General features: G+C 68.8%; 18 protein-coding genes and 4 pseudogenes. 8 read left to right on the top strand and 14 right to left on the bottom strand.

The features are described from left to right. Positions 1 to 114 precede the first annotated feature (114 nt). The 4 genes and pseudogenes from K2Z83_RS29945 to K2Z83_RS12180 form a co-directional block, all read right to left on the bottom strand. Positions 115 to 735 (bottom strand): PRC-barrel domain-containing protein, encoded by a 621-nt coding sequence (locus K2Z83_RS29945; RefSeq protein WP_220595458.1) that lies wholly within the window; start codon positions 733 to 735, stop codon positions 115 to 117. 56 nt (positions 736 to 791) lie between these two features. Then, a complete protein-coding gene (locus K2Z83_RS12190; protein ID WP_220595457.1) occupies positions 792 to 1,046 on the bottom strand; it encodes a hypothetical protein in 255 nt (84 codons plus the stop codon). 174 nt (positions 1,047 to 1,220) lie between these two features. After that, entirely contained in the window at positions 1,221 to 1,838 is a 618-nt protein-coding gene (locus tag K2Z83_RS12185; protein ID WP_220595456.1) for a DoxX family protein, read from the bottom strand. A 123-nt stretch (positions 1,839 to 1,961) separates the two neighbouring features. After that, positions 1,962 to 2,237: pseudogene (locus K2Z83_RS12180) on the bottom strand (ATP-binding cassette domain-containing protein); the annotation flags it as partial. Between the two features lie 691 nt (positions 2,238 to 2,928). Here K2Z83_RS12180 and K2Z83_RS12175 point away from each other — a divergent pair. From K2Z83_RS12175 to K2Z83_RS12165, 3 genes are all read left to right on the top strand, one after another. Next, positions 2,929 to 3,768, top strand: coding sequence for a sugar phosphate nucleotidyltransferase (locus tag K2Z83_RS12175; RefSeq protein WP_220595455.1), 840 nt, complete (start codon positions 2,929 to 2,931; stop codon positions 3,766 to 3,768). 86 nt (positions 3,769 to 3,854) lie between these two features. After that, the gene (locus K2Z83_RS12170; protein WP_220595454.1) at positions 3,855 to 7,178 is read left to right on the top strand and encodes a UTP--glucose-1-phosphate uridylyltransferase; all 3,324 of its coding nucleotides are present in this window, start codon (positions 3,855 to 3,857) and stop codon (positions 7,176 to 7,178) included. A 296-nt stretch (positions 7,179 to 7,474) separates the two neighbouring features. Beyond that, positions 7,475 to 9,553: an HD domain-containing phosphohydrolase gene (locus tag K2Z83_RS12165; protein WP_220595453.1), complete on the top strand. Its 2,079-nt coding sequence runs from the start codon at positions 7,475 to 7,477 to the stop codon at positions 9,551 to 9,553. Between the two features lie 34 nt (positions 9,554 to 9,587). On the opposite strand, the gene K2Z83_RS12160 is transcribed toward K2Z83_RS12165, so the two are convergent. Continuing rightward, positions 9,588 to 9,968 carry a hypothetical protein gene (locus K2Z83_RS12160; protein WP_220595452.1) on the bottom strand — a complete coding sequence of 127 codons (381 nt, stop codon included), beginning with the start codon at positions 9,966 to 9,968 and terminating at the stop codon, positions 9,588 to 9,590. Positions 9,969 to 10,033: 65 nt separating this feature from the next. Then, positions 10,034 to 10,933, bottom strand: coding sequence for a hypothetical protein (locus K2Z83_RS12155; protein ID WP_220595451.1), 900 nt, complete (start codon positions 10,931 to 10,933; stop codon positions 10,034 to 10,036). A gap of 43 nt (positions 10,934 to 10,976) precedes the next feature. On the opposite strand from K2Z83_RS12155, the pseudogene K2Z83_RS12150 reads away from it, so the two are divergent. Continuing rightward, positions 10,977 to 11,306, top strand: a pseudogene (locus K2Z83_RS12150) (chemotaxis protein CheB); the annotation flags it as partial. A 415-nt stretch (positions 11,307 to 11,721) separates the two neighbouring features. On the opposite strand, the gene glgP reads toward K2Z83_RS12150, so the two are convergent. From glgP to K2Z83_RS12125, 5 genes are all read right to left on the bottom strand, one after another. Continuing rightward, complete coding sequence (gene glgP, locus K2Z83_RS12145; protein WP_220595449.1) at positions 11,722 to 14,268, bottom strand: alpha-glucan family phosphorylase; 2,547 nt, start codon at positions 14,266 to 14,268, stop codon at positions 11,722 to 11,724. Between the two features lie 357 nt (positions 14,269 to 14,625). Then, positions 14,626 to 15,141 (bottom strand): general stress protein, encoded by a 516-nt coding sequence (locus K2Z83_RS12140; RefSeq protein ID WP_220595448.1) that lies wholly within the window; start codon positions 15,139 to 15,141, stop codon positions 14,626 to 14,628. Positions 15,142 to 15,386: 245 nt separating this feature from the next. After that, the gene (gene gnd / locus K2Z83_RS12135) at positions 15,387 to 16,418 is read right to left on the bottom strand and encodes a phosphogluconate dehydrogenase (NAD(+)-dependent, decarboxylating) (protein ID WP_220595447.1); all 1,032 of its coding nucleotides are present in this window, start codon (positions 16,416 to 16,418) and stop codon (positions 15,387 to 15,389) included. Between the two features lie 59 nt (positions 16,419 to 16,477). Continuing rightward, a complete protein-coding gene (locus K2Z83_RS12130; protein WP_220595446.1) occupies positions 16,478 to 17,062 on the bottom strand; it encodes a histidine phosphatase family protein in 585 nt (194 codons plus the stop codon). After that, a complete protein-coding gene (locus K2Z83_RS12125) occupies positions 17,059 to 17,220 on the bottom strand; it encodes a hypothetical protein (RefSeq protein ID WP_220595445.1) in 162 nt (53 codons plus the stop codon). Before K2Z83_RS12125 ends, K2Z83_RS12130 begins: the two co-directional genes overlap by 4 nt. Before the next feature lie 562 nt (positions 17,221 to 17,782). On the opposite strand from K2Z83_RS12125, the gene K2Z83_RS12120 reads away from it, so the two are divergent. Next, positions 17,783 to 18,973, top strand: a complete 1,191-nt coding sequence (locus K2Z83_RS12120; RefSeq protein WP_220595444.1) for an acetate/propionate family kinase — start codon at positions 17,783 to 17,785, stop codon at positions 18,971 to 18,973. Positions 18,974 to 18,987: 14 nt separating this feature from the next. Here the strand turns inward: K2Z83_RS12120 and K2Z83_RS12115 are convergent, their stop codons facing one another. The 3 genes from K2Z83_RS12115 to K2Z83_RS12105 form a co-directional block, all read right to left on the bottom strand. Beyond that, a complete protein-coding gene (locus tag K2Z83_RS12115; protein WP_220595443.1) occupies positions 18,988 to 19,830 on the bottom strand; it encodes a GGDEF domain-containing protein in 843 nt (280 codons plus the stop codon). A gap of 66 nt (positions 19,831 to 19,896) precedes the next feature. Beyond that, positions 19,897 to 21,249, bottom strand: coding sequence for an ABC transporter permease (locus K2Z83_RS12110; protein WP_220595442.1), 1,353 nt, complete (start codon positions 21,247 to 21,249; stop codon positions 19,897 to 19,899). Next, positions 21,246 to 22,172 (bottom strand): recombinase family protein, encoded by a 927-nt coding sequence (locus tag K2Z83_RS12105; RefSeq protein ID WP_220595441.1) that lies wholly within the window; start codon positions 22,170 to 22,172, stop codon positions 21,246 to 21,248. The genes K2Z83_RS12110 and K2Z83_RS12105 overlap by 4 nt, the downstream gene beginning before the upstream one ends. A 149-nt stretch (positions 22,173 to 22,321) precedes the next feature. Here K2Z83_RS12105 and K2Z83_RS29940 point away from each other — a divergent pair. The 3 genes and pseudogenes from K2Z83_RS29940 to K2Z83_RS12100 form a co-directional block, all read left to right on the top strand. Further along, positions 22,322 to 22,720 (top strand): annotated as a pseudogene (locus K2Z83_RS29940) (ISKra4 family transposase); the annotation flags it as partial. A gap of 107 nt (positions 22,721 to 22,827) precedes the next feature. Further along, a pseudogene (locus tag K2Z83_RS29935) lies at positions 22,828 to 23,004 on the top strand (ISL3 family transposase); the annotation flags it as partial. Positions 23,005 to 23,060: 56 nt separating this feature from the next. Next, the coding region (locus tag K2Z83_RS12100; RefSeq protein ID WP_220595440.1) for a transposase at positions 23,061 to 23,617 on the top strand (557 nt) is incomplete at its 3' end.

The raw sequence follows: 23,617 nt of genomic DNA, 5'->3' as shown, positions 1-23,617 counted from the left end.
CAGGGTACAGCAGCGAGATGAAGAGACGGGTGCATGCCAGCTAAGGCAACGCTAAAGAGTGATCGCGGCGTCGAGCTGGCCCGCAATGGCGTGGTCAGCACGTAGCCGATGCGATCAATGCACCGTAATGGTCGGCAGCGCCGCGACCTCGTCCTTCCTCAGCTTCAGATGGACCACGCCCGCCTGGATGTCCTTGATGCTCGCGACGGGGATGCTCACGTCTTTGGTGCCCCAGAGGTGGCCCTCGCGGAGCAGCAGGTGGCTGATCTGCTCGCCCTGCGGGTCGACCACAAAGCCCTCGATCCGGCCCACCCGTCCGTCGGTCGCGGCGACCACGTCGCCGCGACGCATCGCCAGCTCGCTGGCCGGGATGTTCTCGTAGGTGTCCACATAGTGATCGACCGCGATCGGCATATAAGGCGACAGGTAGATGCCGCCGGGCGGATAGGTGATCCAGGGGGTCGTGTCGAGCAGGCGGTCGCCGGGCTGGTGGTACTGGGTCATCATAAAGCTCGGCAGATCGGCCAGCGCGCCGCGCGTCACGCTCAGGCGCAGCGTGTCGGACGTCTGCTCCGTGATCATCGTGGTGGGCACGAGCACCTGGTTCCCCACCAAGCCCGGCTCGCGCACCACCATATCGGTGATCCGCCGGGTGACCGGGTTCAGGATGATGCTCGTCACCTGGCCGCCGGGGCCATCCGTACACTCCACGTTTGTGTCGATGCGAATATCCACCGTGGTTCCCTCTTTCGTTTTGAGCAGGGCCGGCCGCTGCGGCCTAGCGCGCTTCGCTACAGCCCGTGGCTCCGGTGAGACAACGGCGCGCGCTGGGGCGCCAGCGCGCTGTCCGCAGCGGCGCCGAAGGCCGCGCCCTCCAGTGCGCCGAGCAGCGCGACCATACCAGCGACGGCCACGAGGCCCGGCCAGAAGGCCGGGGCCGCGAGGCAGGTGGCCAGGCTCAGCAAGCCCCAGATCGCCCCAATCCATGTCCCAGCGCCAGCCGCTGGCCCGGTCGTCACGTGTGCCTCAATCGTGGTATGGCTCATCGTCGTACCTTTCATCTTTTGCCCCGGCGGCGAGAAGGGCATGAGCGAGCGGTGATCGCTCTCGCCCCTCAGCGCCGGGCTGTGTCGAATATCTGTCCTAAGCATAGCCCTCAGGGCCGGGCCCCAACAGTAGGAATATGCTGGGTTCCGGGCGGCCAGAGCCTGGGTTTTTCGTCACCTCCGTGCGACGTGTGTCGCAGCCTTCGTAGCGACCACCTTTGGCCGGAAGAGCGTGCCGGGGAAGCCGGGCACGCCGAGCAGCGGCAGCGCCCAGCGGTCAAAGCCCCAGTAGCCGGCGACCCGCCAGGCCAGCATGACGCCGATCGCGAGCAGCAGCAGCAGCGGGTTGACCGAGACCGTCCCGGCGAACAGGTAGCTAGCGTTCATGAAGGCTCCGAAGAAGGCCGCAATGCCGGTGAGCAGCCCCAGGATCAGGGCGATGCCGACCAGGATCTCGCCGAAGGTGACAAGGTAGGAGAAGAACACCGCGTTCGGCAGTGCGACGTTCTGGAGGAAGCTGGCGTACCAGCCGCTGACGTCGGGGTTGCTGCCGCCCGTCTTCGCCAGCGCGCCCTTGAGGAAGCCGCTGATCGCCGTGCCGGCGGCCTTTCCCACCCAGACTCCAGCCGGGTTAGTCAGCTTCTCCCAGCCGGCCGTGAGCCACTCGTAGCCCAGGTAGAGTCGGAGGATCGTCCAGAGGAGCGCGATCCGGGTGTCGGCGAACAGCAACCGCGCGATCGGCGGCTCCGGGATCTGCATCGTTGTGGTCGGTTGGGTCATCTGCGTGTTCATACATATTGTCCTTTCAGAGGTGCAAGCGTGCTGGCCGTCAGCGTATCTGGCGGCCATATCTACGCTGCTGGCTCAGGCGCAGCCACATCTGGCGTCATCGGCGGCGTGGGCGGCACCGAAGCGCGTCGGCCGGTCAAGCCAGTTGAACATGGACTCCTCCCGTTGGAAGACAAAGCCGATCTTGCGGTTGCGCACCGCCGCCAGCAGCGGCAGCTCCAGCCCGTCCAGGATGTAGCTGCCTAAGGTCGGCGTGTCCAGGCAGCCGATCAGGTTCATCAGCGTGCTCTTGCCCGATCCCGACGGCCCCATAATCGCCACGAACTCGCCCCGCGCCACCTCGAAGGAGACCCCGCGCAGGGCGTGGACCTCGATGTCGCCGGTCACATAGGTGCGGGTCAGGTGCGGGCGCGAATCATGCTGCTCATGGCAGGAACCCTCCCCGCCCGCCGCCGAAGCCGCTGCGCTGCTGGCTGCCGCCGCTCGTCGTACTGCTGGTGGCCGACGGGATGACCAGGCTGTCGCCGTCCTTCAGACACTGGTTGCCAGTCTGCACGCACAGGGCGGCCCGGCGCGGTTGATGTCACGCTCATCTGCACCCTCCTTCTCATAGGCCAGTAGCGCAAGGGGCTAGCCGGCGTGGCCGGCACCGTCGCGTCTATTCCGGTTGACACGGGCAGTCTAGCCGGGCGGCCCTGTCGGCGGCAGTAGGGGATTCCCTGGGGTTGGGCGTGGAAAGGCCCAGGGTTTGATCACTGAGGCACTGAGGCACTGAGGCACTGAGGGGACAAGCTCAGTGCCTCAGTGTCTCAGTGCCTCAGTGATCGGGTGTTTCACCGTAGCAACCTCGAGATTTCCCACATCGCGACGGGACGGTTGCGATGGCCGATTCAGCGGCCTGAGGGAAGGTGTTCTTTTATGAGCCCTAAGCGTGAACACCACCGCCATCAGACAGGGCATGTGCAACGTCGCCAGCCGGGGGGCAGGGACGTTGCACATGCCCACCGCCATCAGAGGAGGCCAGGCCCTTCGCGAGAAATGTGGCATACTATAGCGGCCCGGAGAGGCCGGGCCGAATAAGAGGACCAGCGCCGTGCGTGTCACCAAAGCTGTCATCACCGCCGCCGGCCGTAGCCAGCGCACCCTGCCGCTCCAGCGCATGGTCGACCGCGACGGGACGCCGAAGTCGGTGCTGTGGATCGTCGTCGAGGAGGCCCTGAAGGCCGGGGCGGACGAGATCTGCGTGGTGGTCTGCCCCGGCGACGCCGCGCCCTTCGCCGAGGCTGCGGGCGAGCACGCCGGCAGGCTGCGCTTTGTGGAGCAGCCCAGCCCCGGCGGCTACGGCCACGCCCTCGCCTGCGCCCGCGACTTCGTGGGCGACGCGCCCTTTCTGCACCTGGTGGGCGATCACCTCTGGCTCAGCCACAGCGGGCGCGGCTGCGCCGAGCAGCTCGTGGCCGTGGCCGTGGCCGAGTCCTGCGCTGTCTCGGCGGTGCAGCCCTCGCGCGAGAGCCTGCTGCCCTCCTTCGGCGTGGTGGGCGGGCGACGCCTGCCCGGCCGGCAGGATCTCTACCTGGTGGAGACGGTGCGCGAGAAGCCGACGCCCACCGAGGCCGAGCAGCACCTGGCGGTGCCCGGCCTGCGCGCCGGCCACTACCTCTGCTTCTTCGGCATGCACGTGCTCACCCCTGGCGTGATGGAGGTGCTGGGCCGCATGCTGCGCGACGCCGCCAACCCCGCCGAGGTGACTCTGTCGTCCGCCCTCGACGAGCTGGCCGCCCGCGAGCGCATCCTGGCCCTGGCCAACCTCGGCACCCGCCACGATGTGGGCGGCAAGTACGGCGTGCTCACCGCGCAACTGGCGCTGGCCCTCGGCGGCGTCGACCGCGATGAGGTGCTGGTGAGCATGATCGAGCTGCTGGCGATGAAGTAGGGCGGGGGCTGGGGGTTGGGGGTTAGGGCGTCTAACCCCCAACGCCCAACCCCCAACGCCCAACCCCCAACGAGGCAAGCGCACCAATGTCCACCCTCACCGAGATCATCACCGCCGCCGACGCGGAGACGCGCGACCGCTCGCTCGACGCCTTCTGCCGGGGGGCCTCGCTGGATGAGCTGCTGGCCGAGTGCGCGGCCCTGGAGCGGCTGCGCCGCACGAGCGACAACCTCTACGAGCGCGTGCGGGCGCTATTCTTCCTCTACGCCATCCACCGCTTCCACCTGCTCGACGCCCCCGGCGTGCGGCCGGTGGGCCACGTGCCCTACGAGGGCTACGCCCACCTGCTCAGCCGGCGCTTCGAGGAGGCCATCCAGGTCTTCCAGGCCGCCCAGGCGGACGGGCCGAGCGCCGCGCTCTGTAGCGCCCTGGCCGCCGCCTACCACCGCCTCGCCTTCCAGACCCTGGCCGACCAGGTGCGGCGCAGCGTGCGCTCGGTGCGCGGCAACCAGTGGATGTTCCGCGTCGGCCACCCCGCCGACCACCCGCTGCGCGTGCGCCGCGAGCTGCTGCCAGGCGGCGATGCGCCCGCCCTGGTGCTGCGCGAGTCCACGCCCGTGCGCATGGACCTCACCCACAGCGCGTGGAGCGACATCTTCTTCCTGGGCATGGACTTCCCCGAGGGCGCGCGGGTGCTGAATGTCTCGATCGACCTGGGCGTGCGCGGGCGCGACCCGGCCCCCCGCCCGCCGGTCGAGGCCTCGCTCCGCGTGATCGACGAGCCGGTGCTGCGCCTCACCAGCGTGGACCTCGGGGCCAGCGCCGACATCACCGACCTGGCCGAGGTCTTCGACTTCGCCCGCGACCACCTCGGCCTGCTGAAGGCCGCCGTGATCGCCAGCGGGATCGTGCCGCCGGGGATCGAGGGCTCGGGCGCGGCCCTGGGCGACCTGCTGGCTAGGTTGACCGCGCCGGGCCACGGCATCGAGCTGGTCAGCGCCGTCCACGGCATCCCCAAGGGCTCGCGCCTTGCCGTCTCCACCAACCTGCTGGCCTCGCTGATCGCCGTCTGCATGCGCGCCACGGGCCAGGCCCGCGCCCTCACCGGGCCGCTGGACGAGGGCGAGCGCCGGCTGGCCGCGGCGCGGGCCATCCTGGGCGAGTGGCTGGCCGGCAGCGGCGGCGGCTGGCAGGACTCGGGCGGGGTCTGGCCGGGCATGAAGCTGATCCGCGGCGAGGAGGCCCAGGCGGGCGACCCGGAGTGGGGCGTGAGCCGCGGGCGCCTGCTGCCGAGCCACCGCATCCTCGGTGAGGATGCCGTCTCGCCGGCCACCAGGGCGGCCCTCCAGGCGAGCCTGGTCCTGGTCCACGGCGGCATGGCCCAGAACGTCGGCCCCATCCTAGAGATGGTGACGGAGAAGTACCTGCTGCGCTCCGAGGCCGAGTGGGCCGGCCGCCGCCAGGCGATCGGCGTGCTCGACGAGGTGCTCGCCGCCCTGCGCGACGGCGACATCCGGCGGATCGGCGCGCTGACGACGGCCAACTTCTTCGGCCCGCTCCAGACGATCATCCCCTGGGCCTCGACCCGCTACACCGAGGCGCTGATCGAGGCGGTGCGCGCGGAGTTCGGCGACGACTTCTGGGGCTTCTGGATGCTCGGCGGCATGTCGGGCGGCGGCATGGGCTTCATCTTCGCCCCGGGGCGGCGGGCCGAGGCGCAGAGCCGGCTCCAGGCGATCATGGCGGCCACCAAGGCCGGGCTGGAGCACGCCCTGCCCTTCGCGATGGAGCCCGTGGTCTACGACTTCGCGATCAACGAGCGGGGGACGGTGGCGGATCTGCTGTCCGGCGAGATGGCCCTGATGCCGCCCGGCTACTACGCCCTGACCGTGCCCGGCCTGCTGCGCCAGGACCCGCGCGCCCTCACGGCCGCCCGCCGGGCCGAGCTCGACCGCTTCGCCGCGGCCTGCCGCACCATGCCCGAGCTCTCGGGCATGGTGCAGACGCTCTTCGACCGGCTGCTGCCGCGGGCGGGCCTGTCCGACGACGGCCAGGCCCACCTGGGCGCGCTGCTGGCCGAGCATGGCTTCGACCGCGCCCAGCACGAGCAGATCCGCGCCGACATGCGCAGCGGGCGGATCGGCCTGCTCCAGAACCGCCTGCCCAGCACCACCCGCATCCGCGACGTGGAGCCGGGCGACGTGGCCGACGCCGCGGCCCTGGGCGCGGAGCACCGCCGGCTGGGCGCGCGCGCCCTGGCGGCCGGTGAGGTTGCTGTGGTCAGCCTGGCCGGCGGCGCGGGCAGCCGCTGGACGCAGGGGGCCGGCGTGGTGAAGGCGCTGCACCCCTTCGCCCGCCTGGCCGGCCGCCACCGCTCCTTCGTCGAGGCGCACCTGGCCAAGAGCCGGCGCAGCGGCCGCGAGCACGGCGCGTGGCTGCCCCACATCTTCACCACCAGCTACCTGACCCACGGCCCCCTGTCGGCGGCCCTGGCCGCGCAGGCCGACGCCGAGGGCCGGCCCTACGGCTACGCGGGGCCGCTCCTGCTCTCGCCCGGCCGCGCCGTCGGCCTGCGCCTCATCCCCATGGCCCGCGACCTGCGCTTCGCCTGGGAGGAGACGCCCCAGCAGGTGCTCGACGAGCAGGCCCAGAAGGTGCGCGAGAGCCTGCACGCCGCCCTGATCGGCTGGGCGCGGGGGGCGGGCGAGGGCGGCGACTACACCGGCAACGCGCCGCTCCAGTGCCTGCACCCCGTCGGCCACTGGTTCGAGCTGCCGAACATGCTGCGCAACGGCGCGCTCGCCCGGCTCCTCGCCGAGCGCCCACAGCTCACGTACCTGATGGCCCACAACATCGACACCCTGGGAGCCACCGTCGACCCGGCCATCCTCGGGCTGCACATCGCCCGCGGCGACGCCCTCACCTTCGAGGTGATCGCCCGCCACCTCGACGACCGCGGCGGCGGGCTGGCCCGCGTCGACGGCCAGCTGCGCCTGCTGGAGGGACTGGCCATGCCCCGCGAGCAGGCCGAGTTCGACCTCTCCTACTACAACACGCTCACCTGCTGGGTCGATATCGACCGGCTCCTGGCCGCCTTCGGCCTCACGCGCGATGAGCTGGCCGACGACGCGCGGGTGGCCGACGCGGTGCGCGCGCTGGCGGCCCGTATCCCCACCTACATGACGCTCAAGGATGTGAAGAAGCGCTGGGGCCACGGCCAGGAAGATATCTTCCCGGTGGCGCAGTGGGAGAAGCTCTGGGGCGATATGACGGCCCTGCCCGATCTGGCCTGCGGCTTTGTGGCGGTGCCGCGCCTGCGCGGCCAGCAGCTTAAGGACCAGGCCCAGCTCGACGGCTGGCTGCGCGATGGCTCGGCGGCCTACGTCGAGGCGCTCTGCGACCTCACCTAGACAGGTGCCTGCGTGCCGCGTATGAGCCACATCGCGGCTCGACAGCGAGCTCTGGAGCCGGGATATCACCGGCGCGCAGCGCCCCGGCGACGCGGCTTCAGCCGCCCGCCAGAGCACCGCTGCAAGAGTTTACGCCGCACCCCCTGAAACCTTGTCTATTGCAGAATAAGAGTGAAATGTTATACTTCAGAAGGATTGCGGCCAAGCTGCCCCGATCAGGTTCCGCACCATGGTGTGTCGCGGCAATGTCGCCGTCTACCCTCAACCAGGTCACACAGCAAGAACCGGGGTTCCCTATGGCGCAGCTTCGACATCATGACCCATCGCCCGACCCTGATTCGCACCAGCGACCGGTTTCCCTCCGCATCGTCGACCGAGGCTTCCCCCCGGCCGACGGGCAGCAGCTCGCGCAGCAGCTGCACCTGCGCGCCGAGGAGGATCTGCACCTCCAGAGGGTCGCGCTCGATGCCACCGCCAACGCGATTATGATCACCGACACCTCCGGCGTGATCCGCTGGGTCAACCCCGCCTTCACCATACTCACCGGCTACAGCGCCGAGGAGACGATCGGGCAGACCACGCGCCTGCTGCGCTCGGGCGGCCAGACCGAGGCCTACTACCGCGAGATGTGGGAGACGGTCAGCGCCGGCGAGATCTGGCGGGGCGAGCTGCTCAACCGCCGCAAGGACGGATCGCTCTACGTCGAGGAGCAGACGATCACCCCCGTCCGCGACTCGCAGGGGCGGATCTTGCACTATGTCGCGATCAAGCAGGATGTCACCGAGCGCAGCCAGCGCGCCCGCGAGCTTGAGGCGATGGCCACCGTCAGCGCCGCGCTGCGCGCGGCCGCGACGCGGGCGGAGATGCTGCCGGTGATCCTGGAGCAGATCTGCGACCTGCTGCGCGCCGACGGGGCGCTGATCGCGATCCTTGAGCATAACAGCGACGAGGTGCTCCTGGAGCGCGGCTACGGCGAGATGGCGCGGATGGGCGGGCTGCGCGTGCCCGCCAAGGACGGCGTGATCGGCCATATCCTCAGCACCGGCGTGCCCTACCGCACCGCCGACCTCTGGCGAGACCCGCAGCTCACTCGCCCGCACCCCAGCCGATCGCCCGAGGCGCTGGCGGGCGCGCCGCTGAGCGCCCAGAACACCCCGCTCGGCGTGCTGCTCGTCAGCCGGGCGCTCGGCCCCGAGCACGATACAGGGTTCAGCGACGCCGAGCTGCGCCTGCTCACCGCCATCGCCGATATGGCCGCCAGCGCAATGCGCCGGGCCGAGCTCCACGAGCAGACCCAGCAGCGGCTCCAGCGGCTCCAGGCGCTACACAACGTCAATATGGCGATCTCGGCCAGCCTGGATCTGGGCGCGACCCTCGGCGTGCTGCTCGACCACGTGATCGATCAGCTGCGGGTCGATGCTGCATCCGTCCTGCTCTTCGACCCGCGCACGCTCTGCCTTGAGTATGCCGCAGGGCGCGGGTTTCGCACCCGTGGCATCGAGAGCAGCCGGATCACGCTGGATGACCAGGCGGCCGGCAGGGCGGTGATCGAGCGGCGCCCGATCAGCCTGCGGGATCTGCACACGCATGTGCAGTTCACCCGCGAGCGCAAGATCGACGCGGAGGGCTTCACGGCCTACTATACCATCCCCCTGATCGCCAAGGGCTACGTCCGCGGCGTGCTGGAGGTCTTCACACGCGGGCCGTGGCGGAACGATGCCGAGTGGGAGGAGCTGCTGCATATTCTGGCGGCCCAGGCCACGGTGGCGATCGATAACACCGCGCTGTTCGAGGGCCTCCAGCGATCAAACCTGGACCTGGCCATGGCCTACGACGCCACGATCGAGGGCTGGTCGCGCGCGCTCGATCTGCGCGATAAGGAGACCGAGGGGCACTCACAGCGAGTGACGGAGCTGACGGTGCGGCTGGCCCGCTTCCTCCGTGTGGACGAGGAGAGCCTGATCCATATCCGGCGCGGCGCGCTGCTCCACGACATCGGCAAGATGGGCGTGCCCGACGCGATCCTGCTCAAGCCCGGCCCGCTGAGCAGCGAGGAGTGGGAGCAGATGCGCCGACACCCCACCTACGCCTACGAGATGCTGCGGCCGATTGACTACCTGCGGCCTGCCCTGGACATCCCCCACTACCACCACGAGCGCTGGGACGGCAGGGGCTACCCGCACGGCCTCGCGGGCGAGGCCATCCCGCTGGCTGCGCGCATCTTCGCCCTGGCCGATGTCTGGGACGCCCTGCGCTCGAACCGGCCCTACCGCCAGGCCTGGGATGCGGTGCGGGTGCGGTCGTATATCAGCGCGCAGGCGGGCAGCCACTTCGACCCGGCGGTGGTGCGGGCGTTTCTCGATCTTGACGCGTAGCGCGGGCGCAGCAGGGGCGCCGCGTGCTGCGCCCCTACGCCCGCGCCCGCCAGATCGCCAGGCCGCCGCCGACGAAGGCGTGGAGGATGATCGCGACCCAGAAGTAGGTGGTGTGGCCGCTCGCCGCCGCCTGATCCGGGGTGACGAGCAGCGACTCGATGCGCTGGGCGACGAAGAAGCTGAAGAAGTAGAGGCAGAAGCAGCAGGCGGAGGCCAGCCCGATCTCGCGCGGCCGGGCGATGAGCCAGCCGATGACGAGCGCCGCCGGCGCGGCGAAGACCGCCCAGACTAGGGGGCGCACGGTGTCTTCGCCACGCACCGGCCCGGCCAGCGCCAGGTTATAGGCGGCCCAGGACAGGCCCACGATCAGGGCAAGCAGCATCAGGCCAAGGGTTTTTGGGTCAATCCGTCGCATATTCATTCCTGTAGGGCCAAAGCATTGTGGCCTGTCGCTGTGCGACAGGCCACAATGCTTCGGCCCTACGCCTTATTCAACCTGACCATCGCCTGCTCTTCCAGCCGCGCGATCTGCTGGCGCAGCTTCTCTTCGCGGGCGGCGGCCGCAGCGAGGGCGTCCTCGAGCTGGCCGAGGGTTGACACATACCGCTTGCGCAGGGCGCCCTCGTCGCCATCGCGCCCGAGGGGCTGCAGGTTGCCCTGGATCTGGCGCTGCTGCTTGTAGATCGACTCGCGCTCCTGCTCGATCTGCCGCAGCTGGCCCTGGGCCTCCGCGACCTGGCGGTACAGCTCCAGCACCCCCTCAAGGAAGGCGACCGTCTTCGCGTTTACCAGGCCATCGCGCAGCAGGGCGCGCAGGCGCTCGCCGCTCAGGCCGCGCACCTGCTCCTGGCGGCTCACCAGCCGGCGCTCGACGACGACGAAGGCGCTGCGGCCGTGGGCCGGGCAGGCCACCCGCCAGCGGGCGAAGCCGGCGCTCTCCTCGTCGGGGGCGCGGGTGTCGGCCAGGTCGTAGTGCGCCAGGCGGGCCTGCTCGATCAGCACCTCGGCCGGCCGGTCGATGCCGCTCACCAGGTCGTAGCTGCGCGAGCGCAGGTCGTACTCCTCGAACACTGCGTACTCGCCGCGGATATGCACGGCGTGCAGGCGGCGCTCGCTGCGGCTGCGCTCGCTCACCGTGATCCCGAGCTCCACGGCGTAGGGCACGATCAGCTCGCCGCCGGCCCGCGTGAAGGGCAGCACCGCCTCGCCGGCGTAGTCGCCCGCGTCGAGCACCGTCACCGGGCCGCGCTCCAGGGTCAGCCCTGTCTCGTTCGTCAGCCGCAGCGAGGCCACCGGGTGGGAGGGCAGCCAGACTAAACCGGACGGGCCGCAGACTAAACCGGACGGGCCGCAGACTAAACCCGGTTCACTGATCTGCATTGCTCTAGCGGCGGGCAGGACGGCTGAGCAGGGGGCTTCGTGTAATGGCGCATTCCGCCTGGAGCCGATATCAAAGCCGCGCGGATGGCCCGACGTGATCACCGTCTTTCTGCGCTCCCTCACGCAGCACTGGGGCGGTACGCTGATCGCGGTCATTGTCTCTGGCTATGATGGCGATGGGGCCGCAGCGCTGTGCGACATCAAGGACGTGGGCGGCATCACCATCGCGCAGCGACTCGACACGGCCGGGCAGCCGGATATGCCAGCGAGCGCCATTGCAAGCGGGTGTATCGACTATGTGCTCTCCCCGGAAGCTATCGCAGCGACCATCATCCGCATTGCGCGTGGAGCGCTGACTGATCACGGCTGCTGATCGCCGCCGTGATTAGTCAGCGCTCCATCATGTGCGTGATGGTGCATTCCGCCTGAAGCCACATCAGCGCCGCGCGGATGGCCCGCCGCAGCGCGGCGTTCGGCGCTTGAGCCCAACCACCGGAGACGCCGACGCTGCCGCCGCTACGGCGCCCGCCCCGGCGTCTCGCAGGTGTCCAGATCGCCCGGCTACAGCCCATCCCTCAATGCCACCTGGCGCTGCTCGGATGACCCATGCGTCCACGACTCGGGCGAGACCGACCTCGACCTGAGATGTGTCCAGACGTGATTGATTGATCGTTAAGGCGACACGCAGATTCATCCGGTGCGCATGCGTCGGCCCTACGCCAATGCATCAGGCACCTGTGGATGACGCGGATCGCGCTGCGCGCGCATGATCGTGCATGCGCGCGTGCTCAGCGCTGCCAGAGGATGTGCGCTGCCTCCAGGGGCACCGCGACGCCGGCGCGCTGCGGGATCACGCGCGCGGTGTAGTCGGCCGGCGGGCGGGCGGCCGCTATCGCCGTGCGGTAGACGGCTCCGTGCCCCGGGCCGTCCAGGTGGCGTACACATGCCATCGCGTGCCGCTCTGGCGGGCCGCCGTTGCGCCCGTTGGCATACAGCTCGACCCGCACCGCCTGCGGGTCGAGATCGTGGAGATAGACCTCGACCTCAAAGACATGTTGGTCGTCAGCGGTCTCCACCGTCACGCTGCCGAATCGCAGCGTGGCCCAGCGCTGCGCAAGCCCGCGCCGCCAATCGACCAGCTGCGCCCCGATCGCCCCGCTCTTCGCCGCGCGCGCGCGGTAGGCCGCCGCGGCCGGGAGGTAGTGCTGCTCGGTGTATTCACGCACCGTGCGGCTGGCGGAGAATCGTGGCGTCAGCTGGGCCATGCTCGCGCGCATGCGCGCCACCCAGGCGGCCGGGATGCCCTGCGCATTGCGGGCGTAGAACGAAGGGATCACCTCGCGCTCAAGCAGGTCGTAGAGCGAATCGGCCTCGGCAGCGTCCCAGGCCGGATCATCGCCATGCTCCTGGCCGTCCCCCAGCGCCCAGCCCACCTCCGGCGTGTACGCCTCCGCCCACCAGCCGTCCAGCTCCGAGAGATTGACCCCGCCGTTGACCAGCACCTTCATGCCGCTGGTGCCGCTGGCCTCCCAGGGCCGCCGGGGCGTGTTGACCCAGACATCGACGCCCTGGACCAGGCGCTCGGACAGCAGCATGTCGTAGTCGCTGAGAAAGATGACTCGGGCGCGGGCCTCTGTCCGGCGGATGAACTGGACCCAGGCCTGGATCAGGCGCTGCCCGGCCTGGTCCTCCGGGTGAGCCTTGCCGGCGATGATCAGCTGCACCGGGCGCTCGGGGTTGCTGAGCAGCCGCAGCAGCCGCTCCGGGTCGTGCAGCAGCAGGTTGGGCCGCTTGTAGGTCGCGAAGCGCCGCGCAAAGCCCAGCGTCAACCGCTCGGGGTCAAATCGCTGCCTCGCCGCGTCAATCGCCTCGGGCGCCGCGCCGGATGCTGCCAGCTGGCTGGCCAGCCGCTCGTGCGCGAAGTCCACCAGCGACCGGCTAGCCGCGCCGCGAAGCTGCCAGAGCGTCGCGTCCGAGACGCCACCCATGCCCTGCCCCTCGCCCGCCTCCGCCCCCAGCCAGCGCTCCTCCCCGCACGCCTCCGCCCAGAGCGCATCGGCCGCAGACGAGGCCCAGCTTGGCATATGCACGCCGTTGGTCACGTGGCCAACCGGCACGTCCGCCTGCGGCCAGCGCGGGAAGAGCGGCGCAAACAGGCGTTGGCTGACCTGCCCGTGCAGGCGGCTCACGCCATTCACCGCCCCGCTGCCGTGGATGGCCAGATAGGCCATGTTAAACGGCTCGGTCGGGTCGTCGGCATTCTGGCGGCCCAGGGACAGCAGATCGTCGACAGAAATGTGCAGCTCCTCCTGCGCATACCGGCCGAGGTAGCGCGCGATCAGCGCCGGGTCGAAGCGGTCAAATCCGGCGGCCACCGCCGTGTGGGTGGTGAAGAGATTCCCCGCCCGCGTGGCGGCCAGGGCGACGTCGAAGGGCTGCCCGGTCGCCTGCATAAAACTGCGCGCGCGCTCCAGCACAGCGAAGGCCGCGTGCCCTTCATTCAGATGGCACACCTCGGGCTGCACGCCGAGCGCGGCGAGCAGGCGCCAGCCGCCAATGCCGAGCAGCAGCTCCTGGGTCAGGCGCAGCTCCGGCCCGCCGCCATACAGCTCGCTGGTGATCCCACGATGCACCGCCGTGTTCGCCGCGTCGTTGCTGTCGAGCAGGTAGAGCTTCACGCGGCCGACCTTGACCTGCCAGGCCCGCAGCCAGACGGTGTAGCCCGGCAAGGCGATCTCCAGGCGCAGCCACTCGCCGTTCGCCTGGCGCAGCGGCGTGATCGGCAGCTGGCCGGGGTCGTTATACGGGTAGAGCGCCTGCTGCGCGCCGTCCTGGTCGATCACCTGGCGGAAATAGCCCTGCTGGTAGAGGAGCCCCACGCCAAGCACCGGCAGGCCCAGATCGCTCGCCGCCTTGAGCTGGTCGCCAGCCACATTGCCAAGCCCGCCCGAGTAGATCGGCAGCGCCTCGCTCAGCATAAACTCCATGCTGAAGTAGGCGGCGCAGGTCAGGGGCGCCTGCGGATGCTGCCGCTGAAACCACGCGGGCGCCTGGGCCTCGTGACGCCTGCTGCGCAGCAGCTCGTCCACATTGTTGCGAAAGGTGGGGTCGGCCAGCACGCCTGCGATCCGGTCGCGCGAAGCTGTCTGCAAGACGACCCAGGGGTTATGGGTGCTCTCCCACAGCTCGGTGTCTAGCTGCCGCCACACATGGTCGGTGGCGTGGCCCCAGGACCAGCGCAGATCCAGGGCCAGCTCGGCCAGCGAGTCGAACCCTGCGATCTCGCGAGAGCGCAGGTTATAGATCGGGTGTCTGACAGGGGTTGGATTACTCATGGTTGCTCCTGCAATGCGTCATTGACTCTTCCATCTGCACTGGCGGTGCTGCGGCGCGGCGTCGCCGCGCCGCAGCACCGCCAGTTTTTTCTTAGCACGAATAACTCCTGGGTCACGTCGCATCGTGAGGGGAGGGCCCGCCGGCCAGCGACTGACGTCGCGCCGGAGGGGCGCTCCGCGCCGGGGCGTCGGCGCAGGCCGACGCCGCACCCGCCCGCGCAGGCGGGCGGCCAGCCGCAGGCTCCCGTGACGCGACTTCAGTCGCCCGCGACCATGATGCTGCTCACATGCGCAGGCGAACCCAGCGCGTATGCGCGCTACCAGTTTTTTATGGTGTCGCGCAGCGCTCCCCCACCCTCACCGTGCGGCGTGGACGTCCAGCGCGGCCGTCTCAGTCTGGCCCAGCAGCGTGCGGGCCTGCGCGACCTGGTCATCGCTGCCGTGGGCGATGACCAGGTACTTGCCTGTCTTGAGCTGCTCCTCGTATTTGAGGATATGCTGCTTCGAGACGCCCCAGCCGGCCAGGGCGCCCAGCGCCCCGCCCGCCACGGCGCCGGCCGCCGCGCCCTCGATGCCGCCCAGCAGCACGCCGGCAAACGCCCCTGCTACCAGCAGCGGCCCGAAGCCCGGCACCCAGATGAAGGCGGCACCCATCAGGATGCCAAACAGGCCGCCCGACCACGCGCCCACGCCCGCGCCCTGCTTGGCCACATCGCCCGTGGTGATATAGCCGTGGACCACCCGCTCGCTCTGCATGTCCTGGGACAGGATCGACACCTGGCGGATCGGGAAGCCGCCCTCGCCGAGCGCGCGCACGGCCTGCTCGGCCGCGTCGAGCGTCGCGTATGTTCCAATCGTGCTCTGGTTCATCATTATGCTCCTTGTGCATCGGCACACGCTGTGTCTTGTCCAGCACTCCAAGGCTCACAATCAGCATAGCCCCGCCGGCTGGATGCCAACAGTAGGAAGATCCTGGGTTTCGGCTGCCAGACCCCTCTATCTGCGCCCCGCGCCCTGCGGCTATCTGCGGCCCGGCCGGTGCCAGCCGCCCACATCGGCGATGAGCCGCTCGGCCTCCTGCGGCCCCCAGGTGCCCGGCGCATAGTCGCACAGCGGCGTCACGTCGTCGAGGATGGGCTCGACGATCGACCAGGCGATCTCGACAACTGGAAGCGCATCGCGGAGAGCAGCTTGTCGGCGAAGTCGTCCTCGCCGCGTGATGCGAAGCGCTGGTCCAGCGCCGCGCTCAGCACCGGCGCGGGCGCGCCCGTCTCGATGGCCGCCAGGATCGTCCAGCGCCCCTCGCCCGAGTCCGAGACCCGGCCCGTAAACTGGGCGAGCTGTGGGTCCGCCACCAGCGCCGTCGCGGTCAGATCGAGCAGCCACGAGGCGATCACACTGCCGCGCCGCCAGACCTCAGCCACGTCGACCAGGTCCAGATCGTACTGGTAGTCCTCCGGGTGGCGCAGCGGTGTCATCTCGGCGCTGATGGCGTGGCCCTGCGCGCCGACGTTGGCGTGCTTGAGGATGTTCAGCCCCTCGGCGTAGGCCGCCATGATCCCGTACTCGATCCCGTTATGTACCATCTTGACGAAGTGGCCGGCCCCGCTCGGCCCGCAGTGGAGGTAGCCAGCCTCGGCGGTGCCGCCCAGCCGCGCGCGGCCAGGCGTGCGCGCGATCGTGCCCGCCCCGGGGGCCAGCGCTTTGAAGATGGGGTCGAGCTGCTGCACGGCGGCCTGCGGCCCGCCGATCATCATGCAATAGCCGCGCTCCAGCCCCCACACGCCGCCGCTCGTGCCCACATCGATGTAGGTGATGCCGCTGGCTGCCAGCTCCTGCGCCCGGCGCATGTCGTCGATGTAGTACGAGTTGCCGCCATCGACCACGCTGTCGCCGGGCTGGAGCAGCCCGCGCAGATCCTGGAGCGCCGAATCGACCGCAGCGGCGGGGATCATCAGCCAGATCACCCGCGGCGTCTCCAATGTGGCGACAAGATCGCCGAGTGACGTGGCAGCGGTCGCGCCTTCGCCGGCCAGTTCGGCCGCCGCCGCTTGATCGCGGTCATACACGACGCACGTGTGCCCGCCCCGCATCAGGCGGCGCACCATACCCGCGCCCATGCGCCCGAGGCCGATCATTCCAAGTTGCATAGCGATCTATCTCCTTCCAAGCCCACGCGGGGGCTCAGCGTCATTCAAGGTACACGCGCCTACGCGCTGGTGTTCCACATCGCAATGACCGCCACCTCGGGGTGATGCGGGTCGTAGCCGAGGATGCTCAGCGATGCGGTGTCGAGCCGAAAGTGCTGCGCTTCGACCACGGTGAGCCCGATCCAGCGCGCGGCCAGCACCGCGCCGAACTGGCCGTGCGAGAACAGCGCGACATTGCCGTCCAGCGCGCGCAGGCGGGCGATCAGCCGATCTGCGCGGGCCGCGATCTGGGCCGGCGACTCGCCGTGCGGGCAGCCATCGCGGAAGACATCCCAGCCCAGGCGCTCCGCCCGGATGTCGGCCGAGGTCCGGCCCTCATAGTCGCCATAGGCCCACTCGGACAGATCGGGGTCGATCGCGGCCTTCGGCTCCAGGCCCACCAGCGCGCATGTCCGGCGCGCCCGCTGGCTTGGGCTGGTCAGCACATGGGTGAACGCCACCGCCTGAAGGCGCGGCGCGAGGCGTCGCGCCTCGGCCTCGCCCTGGGGGGTCAGCGGGATGTCGCTGCGGCCGGTGTGCTGGCCAGAGACCGACCATGAGGTGCCGCCGTGCCGAACCAGGTAGAGCTTCAGGGGCATGATCATCCCCCCGCCTGATCTGCCAGCGCAGCGCTCACGATTGCCTGCGCCTCCTCCAGCAGGCGGCGCACAGGGGTCTCCGTATAATAGGCGCTGACCAGCCTGGGAATGTTCACCAGCATCGACTCTTCGGCCGGCTTCCCCGCCAACGGGCTCACGTTCATGGCCAACTCCATGCGTATCATCACGACTGCTGCCCCAAGGTTCGCGTAGGCCAGTGTACAGAAGCGAGATGAAGAGACGGGTGCATGCCAGCTAAGGCAACGCTAAAGCGAAGAGGCGTATCCATACGATAATTGGCACACATTGCGGTACATGTGGATGATAGGGATTTCCGCATAACGGTACTAGCAAGGTATGTGCCGTCCCGCTGAGCAGCTGTCCCTGGCAGTGCCAGGGGTAAAGTAGAGATCGTGATCCGACCTTTCTCACTTCTCCAGACACCAAAATCGTGATACTCTGCCATGCGCCTTGCGCGACTTCTCGCTGGCCGGCGCAAGTCAGGCCGACACACCTCTTATAGCGGCGGGCAGAGAGATTGAGCCTGTTATGAGGAAGGCGCGAGCGCAGCGAGCCACCAGATTCAGTGCCTCAGTGGCTCAAGCCTGCTGCTCAGTGCTATAGGTGTAGGGTGTTTGGGTGAATCTCGCCCGCTTTCGGCACACTCCCTATGGCCTCGTGTAGCCTCGCGCTGCTGCTTGCCCATGGCAAACGGAGGATCCAGCCATGACCGATGTCATTCTGGCGATCAATGCCGGATCGTCGAGTATCAAGTTTGCGCTGTTTACAGCTGAGCGCGGTGCGACGCCGCTGACCCGCGTGTACAGCGGGGCGATCGACGGCATTAGCGGACAGCCGCGCTTCAGCGTAGCTGATGCCCAGGGCCAGCAGCTGCTGAGTCGTGAGATCGCCCTAGGCGAGCCGTTCAGCTACGAGACGGCGATCGGCCTGCTGCTAGATTGGATCGACCATCACGAGGACGGCATGCGCCTGATCGGCGTCGGGCACCGTGTGGTTCACGGCGGCGGGCGCTTCTCGGCGCCGGTGCTGGTCGATGCCGCCGTAATGGCGGAGCTGGCGACATTCACCCCGCTGGCCCCACTTCATCAGCCCCACAACCTGGCCCCGATCCAGTCCCTGGCGACCCACCACCCGCAGATTCCGCAGGTCGCATGCTTCGACACGGTCTTCCACCACACCCAGCCGCACGTGGCCCAGGCATTTGCCCTGCCGCACGACCTAAGCGACCAGGGCATCAGGCGCTACGGCTTTCACGGCCTGTCCTACGAGTACATCGCCAGCGTGCTGCCCGAGGTGGTTGGCCCGCTGGCCGATGGGCGAGTGGTCGTCGCGCACCTGGGGAACGGGGCCAGCATGTGCGCCATGCGCGGGCGCAAGAGCGTCGCCACCACGATGGGTTTCAGCGTCCTCGACGGCCTGATGATGGGCACGCGCTGCGGCGCGCTCGATCCCGGCGTCATCCTCTACCTGATGGGTGAGCACGGCATGGACGTCGCCGCGATCACCGATCTGCTCTACCATCGGTCGGGGCTGCTAGGGGTCTCGGGGGTTAGCAACGATATGCGCGCGCTGCTCGACAGCAGCGCGCCGCGCGCCGCGGAGGCGATCGACCTATTCGTGTACCGCATCGGGCGGGCGCTGGGCGAGCTGGCCGCCACCCTGGGCGGGCTCGACGCGCTCGTGTTCACCGCCGGGATCGGCGAGCACGCCGCACCGATCAGGGCGCGGGTCTGTCGAGAGGCCGCGTGGCTGGGACTGCGCCTCAACCCGACCGCCAACGAGCGCGGCGGCCCCCAGATCAGCGCCGACGACAGCACCGTGGCGACCTGGGTCATCCCGACTGACGAGGATCTGATGATCGCCCGGCATACGCGCAGCCTGCTCGCCAGCGCATAGCACGGGCGCCTGGGCTAGGCTGCGGGGATCACCTGGTGGGCCACCCGGTTCTTGCCTGCGTGCTTGACCGTGTACATCAGCGCGTCGGCCGGGGCGAGCAGCCCGTCGACCGACTCCGGTGCAACGGCGTAGGTCACCGCGCCGACGCTGAACGAGACCGGCCAGCCGCCGGACTGCATGACCTGATCGAGCGCCGCCGCGATCCGCTCAACCAGCGGCTGGCTTGTCGGCGGGGCCACGCCTGACAGCAGCAGCACAAACTCGTCGCCGCCCATGCGGGCCGCCACATCGCTCGGCCGCAGCGCGTCATTGAGGGTCGCCCCAACCGCACGCAGCACCTGATCGCCCATGTGATGCCCGTAGCGATCATTGACTGCCTTAAAGCCATCGCAGTCGAGATAGACGACGGTCAGCGGGTCGCCGCTGCGCCGACTGCGGGCCAGCTCGCGCTCGGCCAGCTCGTAGAATCCGGCACGGTTGCAGAGGGCGGTCAGCGGATCATGGCGGGCCTGCCGATACTGGGCGCTGAGGGCGGCGTGAAGCTGGGTGATCAGCACCACGAGGATCGTGAAGATCAGCCCACTGGCGACAAACGACCACAGGTACACCCCGAGATGGCTCACCGGCCTGCGGGTGACCACATCGGTAGCGACCCGCAGGCCAGCGCAACTGATCGCCATCGCCCAGCCGGCGCGGTGCCCCAGCGTCCAGGTGATCAGGATGATCGGGGCGATGTACAGGTTGCTCAGATCGAACTCATAGCTCGTACACATATCGACGAGCCCAATCAGGGCCATCAGGGCGAGGCTGAGGGCCATCCCCTGGCCCCGGCTCCGCCGGTTCAGCCAATTGAACATGGCATCCTCGGATAGGTCGTGCCGTATGTGTCCATCCCCTGTCCCCTATCCCCTATCCCCTGTCCCCTACTCATACCGCAGGGCAACAATCGGGTCGAGCCGGGCCGCGCTGCGGGCCGGGGCGATGCCGAAGAACAGACCCACTGCCAGCGCGAAGCCGAGGGCCAGCAGGGCCGCGTCGGGGCTGAGCTGGACCTGCATGGCCCCGCTTGCCCCCACCGCCAGGGCGATCGCCGCGCCCAGGGCCAGGCCCACCAGCCCGCCCACCCCGCTCAGGGCCAGCGACTCGAACAGGAACTGCAGCAGGATGTCGCCCTCGCGGGCGCCCAGCGCCTTGCTCAGCCCGATCTCACGGGTCCGCTCGCGCACCGACACCAGCATAATGTTCATGATCCCGATCCCGCCCACCAGCAGCGAGATCGCCGCAATCGCCGCCAGAAACAGCGTCAGCATCTGCGTTGTCTGCGTCACCGTGGCTAAGATGGCCGCCTGGTTGATCACGCTGAAGGTGTCGCCGCTGCCGTCCAGCGGTAGGTTCTGGCGCTGGCGCAGGGTGGTGTTGATCTCATTCAGGGTCGCGTCGATCTGGCCCGCGCTGGCCGCCTGGACGACGATGGTTGAGACGCTGAACGAGCCGCCCACCGCAGCCCGCGCGCCGAAGAGCTTGCGCTGGGCGGTGCTCAGCGGCACGATCACCCCGTCGTCGATCGAGCCGAAGCCAGTGCCGCCCGAGCTTGCCAGCACCCCGATCACCCGAAAGCTTTGGCCATTCATCCGCACCTGCTGGCCTAGCGCGTCGCCGTTGGGGAACAGCTCGCTGGACACGTTCGCCCCCAGCACCGCCACGTTCGCCGCAGCCTGCACGTCGCTGTCGGCAAAGAAGCTGCCCTCGGCCAGGGTATTGTTGTGCAGGCTGGGGTAGACCGGCGTCGCCCCGGTGATGCGGGTGTTCTGGTTGTTGCTGCCGGCCACCAGCTGAGCGTTGCCGGTGTACTCTGGCGAGACGTAGGCCGCATCGGGCACGTCCTGCGGGTTCTCCAGCGCGGTCGCGTCGGCCATGGTCAGCGACCCGCCTGAGCCGACCGCGCCGCGCACGCCGCCGGCGCTGGCGGCCCCCGGCCGCACCGTCAGCAGGTTGGCCCCGTTGGCGGTAATCGCCGAGGTGATCGCCGCCTGCGAGCCGCGCCCAACCGCCAGCAGAGCCACCACCGAGGCCACGCCGATCAAGACGCCGAGCACGGTCAGGATCGTCCGTAGCGGGTTGCCGCGCAGGCTGGCGAGCGACATGCCTAAGGTCTCGACCCAGCCGATCCCGCCCTCCCAGAGGTCATCCCCTACCGTATCGGTGGGAGCTGGGGCGTCCACATTCGTGCGCGTCGGCGGGATGGCTGGCATGTGGAGCTGCTCGTTCGTGCTCATGCGCTCTTCCTCCATTGGCGGGCCACTGGCAGGCGGCCGACCCGCCGCGCCCGCACGACCGGCCCCACCGCCGCGCCCGGCGCGTGCGGGTTCTGATCGACCCATGCCTCGGCGGTCGGCACATCGCGCTGGAGCTGGCCGTCGCGGATCTCCAGCAGCCGCCGGGCGTAGCGGGCCACGTCCGGCTCGTGGGTCACCAGCACCACGGTCATCCCGCTGCGCTGGTTCAGGTCGGTCAGCAGCTCCATCACCTCGGCGCTGGTGCGCGTGTCCAGCGCGCCGGTCGGCTCGTCGGCCAGCAGCAGGGCCGGCTGCGTCACCAGCGCCCGGGCGATCGCCACCCGCTGCTGCTGGCCGCCCGAGAGCTCCTGGGGCTTGTGGTCCATGCGCTGGCCCAGGCCGACCCGCTCTAGCGCCGCCGCCGCTCGCGCCATGCGCTCCTCGGCCTGTAGCCCGCCGCGATAGGCCAGCGCCGCTTTCTGCTTCTTCTGGTCGACGCCTTTCGGACGGCCACCATGTCTGCCTCTCGCGCGCGCCGCCGCCAACCCGGCGTTGGTTCGCTCCCGGATCAGATCGCGCTCAAATGTGGCCAGTGATGCGAAGATGTGGAAGATCAGCTTCCCGCCCGAGGTCGTCGTATCCATCTGCTCCTGCAAGCTGGTGAAACCCACACCACGGGCGTATACATCCTGCACGATCTCCACGAGGTGTGGGAGTGAGCGCCCCAACCGGTCGAGCTTCCACATCACGAGGGTGTCGCCCGACCGACATGCGCTCAGTGCTGCGGTCAGCCCCGGACGATCCACGCGGGCGCCACTCACCGTGTCGCTAAACAGGCGCTCGCACCCTGCGGCCTGGAGCGCATCATGTTGGAGATGCAGGTTCTGATCAGCTGTCGAAACACGGACATAGCCGATCCGCATGGTCTGGCCTCCTCCGTATGCCGTCGTCGGGCATCGATCCCACGAAACCCATCTGCGATGTCCTTGGCTGGTACATAGATATCATAGACCAGTTCTCTGGTACGCTACCATAGGGTGATAGGCTCATCAAGTGGGTGTTCCTGCGTCGTAGGGACGATACCACACAAACGGTCGGTCTCGATGGCGGCATTGTCCGTGCGCGGAGGGGGACGACGGACGCAAAAACGGGAAACCTCTTCGAGGTCATCGCAGGCAAAAGCATTCTTTCCTTCCAGCGTGACGACCCAGAAACGCTTCCGCCTTCGAGCAAATGCTTTGCGTTGGTACGCGCCTTTGACACCAAGCCCAAACGCCGACTCTGGGATGTCCTGGAGGCGCAAGGGATGCAGGCGAACCAACAGGTAACCTTCTTCTCCGATGGAGGGGCGACGGTGCGCCTATTACCGAGGTATCTGCACCCAGAAGCGGAGCATATTCTGGACTGGTTTCACATCACCATGAAGATCACAGTGTTGCAGCAGTGTGTTCGGGGGATAGCGCAACCGGAGGTATCCGATAGCACTGCGGATGGTGCGTGTCAAGGCCGGTGTACAATTGGCTCTTCCGGCCTTTTGGTGATCGAGGACAAAAACGTGCTAGGATGTCATGAAAACCTATGGACATCCCCTCTTTGCTGCTCCATGACCCAACCACACTCCACCTTGACGACATCCAGATCGACGACGCAACTCACGCCATCACCATGCACGTCGTAGCGACGACCGATCACGCGTGGTGCCCGACGTGTGGCACCCAAACGGCCCGCGTGCATAGCCGCTATACCCGGACGCTTGCCGATCTTCCCTGGGCCGACTGGGCGGTTCATGTCCCGATCACGGTGCGCAAATTTTGTGGAAAGCCCATACGTATGGCACGATTCTCGTCGATCATGAACGGCAGCAGCCGATCGACCTGCTGCCGGATCGGCAGGCCGACACCCTGGCCCAGTGGCTCCGTGCGCACCCTGGGGTGATGATCATCACCCGCGACCGGGGCGGCAGCTATGCTGAAGGAGCGCGATCAGGTGCTCCCAACGCCATCCAGGTCGCCGACCGCTGGCATCTGCTCAAAAACGTGGGTGCCGCCCTGTTGCAGGTCTTTCAGCAGCAGCACCAGCTGCTGGAGGACATCCTCACCATCGCCGTACCAGTGGCGACTGATCATGCCGCGATGCCAACGGCTCCGGACACATCGGTGGGTGATACGCACCTCCCTCCGCCTGTCGTTTCCCGCGCTGCGCCGCCTTCGCGTCGAGTGCAGAACCAACACGCGCGGGCGACGGCAAAAGCGGCGCGCCACGCGCATGTTCGTGCCCTGCATCAGCAAGGCTGGTCACTGCGCGCGATCGCCGCCGCCACTGGCCTGGATCGCCGAACCGTCCGAACCTACACCCAGTTGCCCGCGAT

The organism is Oscillochloris sp. ZM17-4 (assembly GCF_019599295.1).
Classification (GTDB): domain Bacteria; phylum Chloroflexota; class Chloroflexia; order Chloroflexales; family Chloroflexaceae; genus Oscillochloris.
This window is presented reverse-complemented; position numbering and strand designations above follow the sequence as displayed.

Coding starts and splice junctions, on each gene's coding strand:
- K2Z83_RS12115 (WP_220595443.1), bottom strand. CDS start 19,830: ATGTTCAATTGGCTGAACCGGCGGAGCCGGGGCCAGGGGATGGCCCTC.
- K2Z83_RS12160 (WP_220595452.1), bottom strand. CDS start 9,968: ATGCGACGGATTGACCCAAAAACCCTTGGCCTGATGCTGCTTGCCCTG.
- K2Z83_RS12165 (WP_220595453.1), top strand. CDS start 7,475: ATGGCGCAGCTTCGACATCATGACCCATCGCCCGACCCTGATTCGCAC.
- K2Z83_RS12190 (WP_220595457.1), bottom strand. CDS start 1,046: ATGAGCCATACCACGATTGAGGCACACGTGACGACCGGGCCAGCGGCT.
- K2Z83_RS12105 (WP_220595441.1), bottom strand. CDS start 22,172: ATGCGGATCGGCTATGTCCGTGTTTCGACAGCTGATCAGAACCTGCAT.
- gnd (WP_220595447.1), bottom strand. CDS start 16,418: ATGCAACTTGGAATGATCGGCCTCGGGCGCATGGGCGCGGGTATGGTG.
- K2Z83_RS12130 (WP_220595446.1), bottom strand. CDS start 17,062: ATGATCATGCCCCTGAAGCTCTACCTGGTTCGGCACGGCGGCACCTCA.
- K2Z83_RS12120 (WP_220595444.1), top strand. CDS start 17,783: ATGACCGATGTCATTCTGGCGATCAATGCCGGATCGTCGAGTATCAAG.
- K2Z83_RS12125 (WP_220595445.1), bottom strand. CDS start 17,220: ATGAACGTGAGCCCGTTGGCGGGGAAGCCGGCCGAAGAGTCGATGCTG.
- glgP (WP_220595449.1), bottom strand. CDS start 14,268: ATGAGTAATCCAACCCCTGTCAGACACCCGATCTATAACCTGCGCTCT.
- K2Z83_RS12170 (WP_220595454.1), top strand. CDS start 3,855: ATGTCCACCCTCACCGAGATCATCACCGCCGCCGACGCGGAGACGCGC.
- K2Z83_RS12110 (WP_220595442.1), bottom strand. CDS start 21,249: ATGAGCACGAACGAGCAGCTCCACATGCCAGCCATCCCGCCGACGCGC.
- K2Z83_RS12155 (WP_220595451.1), bottom strand. CDS start 10,933: ATGCAGATCAGTGAACCGGGTTTAGTCTGCGGCCCGTCCGGTTTAGTC.
- K2Z83_RS12140 (WP_220595448.1), bottom strand. CDS start 15,141: ATGATGAACCAGAGCACGATTGGAACATACGCGACGCTCGACGCGGCC.
- K2Z83_RS12185 (WP_220595456.1), bottom strand. CDS start 1,838: ATGAACACGCAGATGACCCAACCGACCACAACGATGCAGATCCCGGAG.